General features: G+C 33.2%; 4 protein-coding genes. 1 reads left to right on the forward strand and 3 read right to left on the reverse strand.

Translation table 11 applies throughout. The features are described from left to right. From FPG59_RS13260 to FPG59_RS13270, 3 genes are all read right to left on the reverse strand, one after another. Positions 1-722: geranylgeranylglycerol-phosphate geranylgeranyltransferase (locus FPG59_RS13260; RefSeq protein ID WP_140344663.1), on the reverse strand; the 722-nt coding region annotated here is incomplete at its 3' end. Positions 723-792: 70 nt separating this feature from the next. Then, positions 793-1,320: an HAD family hydrolase gene (locus FPG59_RS13265; protein ID WP_086455068.1), complete on the reverse strand. Its 528-nt coding sequence runs from the start codon at positions 1,318-1,320 to the stop codon at positions 793-795. Further along, positions 1,304-2,077: a Rossmann-like and DUF2520 domain-containing protein gene (locus FPG59_RS13270; protein ID WP_369596821.1), complete on the reverse strand. Its 774-nt coding sequence runs from the start codon at positions 2,075-2,077 to the stop codon at positions 1,304-1,306. The genes FPG59_RS13265 and FPG59_RS13270 overlap by 17 nt, the downstream gene beginning before the upstream one ends. Positions 2,078-2,272: 195 nt before the next feature. Between FPG59_RS13270 and ccsA the strand changes: the two genes are divergently transcribed. Further along, positions 2,273-5,494: a cytochrome c biogenesis protein CcsA gene (ccsA, locus tag FPG59_RS13275; protein ID WP_086455069.1), complete on the forward strand. Its 3,222-nt coding sequence runs from the start codon at positions 2,273-2,275 to the stop codon at positions 5,492-5,494. The last annotated feature ends 156 nt before the right edge of the window (positions 5,495-5,650 follow it).

Raw genomic sequence — 5,650 nt, forward strand, 5'->3', positions numbered from 1 at the left:
CTATTAATATAGTATAAAATGGTTGCAAGAGGAATAAAGCTTAGGGCAAAAACAGTTTTTGCAGCTCTAGATTTTCCTATTGCAATAGGTAAAGTGTACATACCTTGATTAAAATCACCGTCATTATCCTCAATATCTTTGACAATTTCTCTCATAAAATTAATCATAAAAGCAAAGACAGCGTAGTCAAGAAGTATTGAAAATAAGATACCCATTTGCTGTTTATTATCAGGTCCGGTGGCGGGATATAGATCAAAAACACCTATAATTACAACACTAAAAGACAATAAAAGTGCTACAATTACATTGCCTATTAATAACATTTGCTTTAAACTTGTTGCATAAAGGTAGAGCGTAGCTGCGATCAGTACAAAAATTGAGGCAAAACCAGGTTTAGATATTACATTTGAAAGATAAAAACCTATTCCTACACCCACAATTGTGAGTCCCACATATAAATTGTAAGCTTGAGATTCTGAAATGCTTTTTCCAACGGTCATTCTACTGGGTTTGTTGATGGCATCTGTACCTTGATCAAAAATATCATTTATCACATAGCCACCTGCTGCAATACATACAGAAGATAGAACAAGCAAAAGGTATTGCCAATCTTTGAGTGCCAATGTTACATTTTCGAATTGAAAATATCCAAATCTAAAAACCAGTTGCATCAAAGCAAGCATTAAGAGATTTTGGTATCGAATGAGTTTTAAATAGTGCATAATTTTACGTTTAAAATCATTTTAAAACTAAATTGATTTCATTAAGTATGAGTAAAAAAAATAGTATTAACTAATCATGATTACCTTCAAAATGGGTATTCCATTTTCCTTGAGTTTTCATAACTTGTTCTATTACATCACGTACAGCTCCTTTACCGCCATGTTTATGAGATATATAGCCTGAAATGGTTTTTATTTCAGGACTAGCATCTTGCGGGCAGGTAGCCAAACCTACTAATTTCATCACATGATAATCTGGAATATCATCACCCATGTATAATACGTTTTCAGGTTTTATTTGGTACAAACCGGCATATTCATTAAAGGTTTCCACTTTATTAGTTGTGCCCAAATAAATATCGGTTATACCTAGATTTCGCAAGCGTACTCGAACACCTTCGTTACTTCCGCCAGAAATGATACATACCTTATATCCGCTTTCTACAGCCGCTTTCATGGCATATCCATCGCGAATGTTCATTGTTCTTAACATTTCACCTTCATTGGTCACAAAAACAGATCCATCGGTAAGTACACCATCTACATCAAAAATAAATGTAGTGATATCATTCATTATTTCCTTATAACTTTTTGACATTTTCTTGTATAGATTGGGTTAGAATTTTATAAATGTTTAAATATTTTTTGTGTGCCAAAAAAGTTTCATGCGCTTCAATGGTTTTTTGGTCGTTCCTTTTTGCAGGCCCAGTTTGGGCTTCTTGTGGAGTTAAAATTTCAAGCTTATCAACAGTTTCAAAAATTAACGGCTTCAAAATTTCAAAAGGAATTTGGTTGTCCTGACAAATTTCTTGGCTAATTTGGAACAAATGATTGGTAAAATTATTGGCAAATACGGCAGCAACATGCAATGCTCTTCTTTGTTCTGAATTGATTGCATACACTTTTTTAGAAATAGATTGTGCTATTTTAAGAAGTATATGATAATCTGGTGCGTTTTCACTTTCAAGACAAATGGGTATTTTAGAAAAGTCAACTTTTTTATTTTTTGTAAAAGTTTGTAAGGGATAAAAAACACCTTTTCTATTGTCTTCATGGATTGCGGTAAGTGGAATGCTACCTGATGTATGTACTACTAATCGGTTTTTAAAAGGGAGCTTTGCTGAAACCTCTTCAATAGCATCATCGGCAACACATATAATGTATACATCAGCCTCGGCAAGGGAATTAAAATCATCTGTAATTTGATTCCAAGACAGTAGGTGCGACAGTGCTGATTTTTGTCTTGTGTAGACTTGTATTAATTCAATTTCTTTGTTTTGTTCCTCAACTTGAAAAGCCTCAATTAAATGTTGAGCTACATTTCCAGAACCTATAATAACTACTTTATGCATCATACAAAATTAGAAAAAAAAATATAAATAAAAATCGATTGGAGATTACTGTAAAAATGTAACAGTTTGAAACCGAAAATAAATGTTTTTATCTCTTAACACCTCCTTAATTTTGATTTAATTAACAAATGTCAGCTAAAAGTACTCAACATTTTTAAGTACTTTTGTGGCAATTTTACAAAACATAATCTCCTAAAAATGGAAAAAAAAATAGTTTCTTTTTTGTTTTCTACACGTTTGATGGCTTTCTTGTTTATAGCATATGCAGTTGCTATGGGTACCGGAACTTTTATAGAAAGTAAATACAATACAGACACTGCAAAAATCTTGATTTACAATGCTTGGTGGTTTGAGGCCATTCATGTCTTTTTTGTGATTAATTTTATTGGTAACATCAAGCGATATCAATTATTAAAAAAAGAAAAGTGGGCTACCTTGTTGCTCCATTTGTCTTTTATTTTCATCATTTTAGGTGCTTTTGTAACAAGATACATTAGTTATGAAGGAGTAATGCCTATACGTGAAGGAGCTGCTGAAAATCAGATTTTTTCAGAGAAAACGTTTCTTACCGTCTTTGTTGATGGCGAATATAAAGGAGAAATGAAGCGTAGGGTTTTTGAAAAACAAGTTTTACTTTCACCTGTTACAAATAATGATTTTAATATTACTGGAAAATTTGCCGACACCCCATTTGAAGTAGAATATGAAAGCTTTGTAATGGGTGCCAAGGAAATTATAAAGCCTGATTCTAAGGGGGTTGTATACTTAAAAATTGTTGAAGCTGGTGATGGTGGCAGGCACGAACATTTCCTGAAAGAAGGTGATATTCAAAACATTCATAACGTTTTGTTTTCACTTAATAAATTCACTGATGGAGCTATTAATATTACAACAACTGGAAAGGAATACACCATTCAAACCCCATTTGAAGGGAATTTTATGCGCATGGCCGATAAGTTACAAGGTAAAGTGACCAAGGATAATGCACAACCCTTAATGATGCGTTCTTTATACAGCATAGGCGAAATGCGTTTTGTATTTCCTGATCCTGCCGTAAAAGGAGTAATAGACTACGAATCGGATAATGATTTTAAGGCTAAAACTCATGAAGATGCTATTACATTTAAAATAAAAGCAGAAGGTCAGGAAAAAACAGTTACTCTTTTAGGAACCAAAGGTAAAGTAGGGGAGTCTAAAACGGTTAAAATTGGAAAAATAGATTATTCGTTTTTCTACGGAAGCAAAGCCTATGTATTACCTTTTAAAATAAAATTGAATGATTTTATTGCGCAAAAATACCCTGGAACAGAGAAAAGTTATTCCTCTTTTGAAAGTAAAGTAACGGTTCAAGATAAAGAGCCATTTGATGCCCGAATTTATATGAATAATGTTTTAGATTATGAAGGGTATCGTTTTTTTCAATCGGGATTTGACCCGGATGAAAAAGGAACTATTTTATCCGTAAACCATGATTTTTGGGGTACTTTATTAACGTATATCGGTTATTTTATGTTGTATTTTGCTATGATGGCCATTATGTTTACTAAATATTCAAGATTTGCTGATCTAAAAAGAAAATTGGATGTAGTAAAATCCAAAAAAGCAAAATTGCTAGGGGTTTGCCTTTTGTTTTTTAGTATGAGCGGTATGGCTCAAGAACACGACCATGCTGAACATGAAGGTCACGCACATACTGAAGCTCCTGCAAGTAAAGCAACTACTAGTGAAAAACCAGCACAACACAGCAGTCATTCTAAGAAAAAATTAAGCCAAGAGGAATTACTGGCTTTAATAACAAAATATAAGGTTTCTGAGGCTCATGCCGCAAAATTTGGTAGATTAGTGATTCAAGATGGTGGTGGAAGAATGAAACCAATCAACACTTTTTCATCAGAATTGTTGCGAAAAGTAAGCCAAAGTGATTCTTATAATGATATGAATTCAGATCAAGTTTTCTTATCTATAACTCAGTATGCTAGTTATTGGATTGAGATTCCTATCATTCATTTAAGAAAAGGAAACGATAGTATAAGAAAAATAATTGGGGTTGATAGCAAAGCAAAGGTTGCACCTTTTGTGGCATTTTTTGACGAAAAAGGGAATTACAAACTTTCTAAATACCTAGACGAGTCCTATAAAGCGGCTAATCCCAATCAATTTGAAAAAGATTTTATCGATACAGACAAAAGGGTAAATCTTATGGAGTCTGCATTGAGTGGTCGTATCCTGAAAATTTTCCCGATTCCAGAGGATAAAAACAATAAGTGGGTTTCCTTTTTAGAATTGAATGAGGCTGGTTTTCAAGGTATGGAAGCCACATATACTAAAAATGTGTTGCCTTTGTATTTTGGTTCATTAGCAACGGCATCTACGTCAGGAGATTTTAAAACTGCTGATGAATTAGTAGAAAGTATTACTGGTTTTCAAAAACGTTTTGGTAGTAAAGTAAGACCAAGTGAGGACAGAATTACATCAGAGGTATTGTATAACAAATACGATATTTTTAGTAAATTGACCACTTGGTATATTTTAGCTGCTATTGCAATGTTGTTTTTCACCATTTTACAAATTTTTAAAGAACGTAAGTGGTTGCAGTTTTCTGTAAATGGGATGCATATAATAATTGGTTTACTTTTTGTTTTACATACAGTAGGTTTAATTGCAAGATGGTATATTTCTGGACATGCACCTTGGAGTAATGCTTATGAATCTATCATTTATATTGCATGGGCAACAATGTTTTTTGGATTGGCATTTGACCGTAAATCAAAACTTACTGTGGCTTCCTCAGCATTTGTAACTGCAATGATTTTATTTGCAGCAAACTTGAACTGGATTGATCCCGAAATTGCCAACCTACAACCTGTTTTGAACTCGTATTGGTTAATGATTCACGTTGCGGTGATCGTAGGAAGTTATGGTCCATTAGCTTTAGGAATGATTCTGGGAGCTGTAGCATTATTGCTAATTATGTTTACCAATGAAAAGAATAAAGTAAAAATGGATTTAAACATTCAAGAAATTACTTATATAAATGAAATGGCGCTTACAATTGGACTTATCATGCTTACCATTGGTAACTTTTTGGGAGGACAATGGGCCAATGAAAGTTGGGGTAGGTATTGGGGATGGGACCCAAAAGAAACTTGGGCTTTGATTACCATTATGGTTTATGCATTTGTAATTCATGCTCGTTTTGTTCCTGCATTGCGTGGTAAATGGTTTTTTAATCTTATGAGTATGTTTGCTTTTATCTCTACATTGTTTACGTATTACGGAGTGAATTTCCACTTAGTAGGATTACACTCGTATGCAAGTGGCGAAGCTCATTCACTAAGTTGGATTTGGTATACAATTGGAGGCATTGCATTATTTGGTGCTTTATCCTATCCAAAATATAGAAAGTATTATAAGAAATAAATAGCATTGCTAATTATTTAAAAGGGTTTAACTGTAGTAGAGTTAAACCCTTTTTTTGTACCGTATATCACCTTGAACTTTTATGTTTTGTATTTTTTGTTTATTTCAAAATTGTACGTGTGGTGATAGGCTGCTAATAACCTTTCACTTTATATC

The organism is Flavobacterium sp. FPG59 (assembly GCF_002150205.1).
Taxonomy (GTDB): domain Bacteria; phylum Bacteroidota; class Bacteroidia; order Flavobacteriales; family Flavobacteriaceae; genus Flavobacterium.

What these genes read in the sequence shown, in the direction of transcription:
- FPG59_RS13265 (WP_086455068.1), bottom strand. Translation starts at nt 1,320, where the DNA reads ATGTCAAAAAGTTATAAGGAAATAATGAATGATATCACTACATTTATT.
- FPG59_RS13270 (WP_369596821.1), bottom strand. Translation starts at nt 2,077, where the DNA reads ATGATGCATAAAGTAGTTATTATAGGTTCTGGAAATGTAGCTCAACAT.
- ccsA (WP_086455069.1), top strand. Translation starts at nt 2,273, where the DNA reads ATGGAAAAAAAAATAGTTTCTTTTTTGTTTTCTACACGTTTGATGGCT.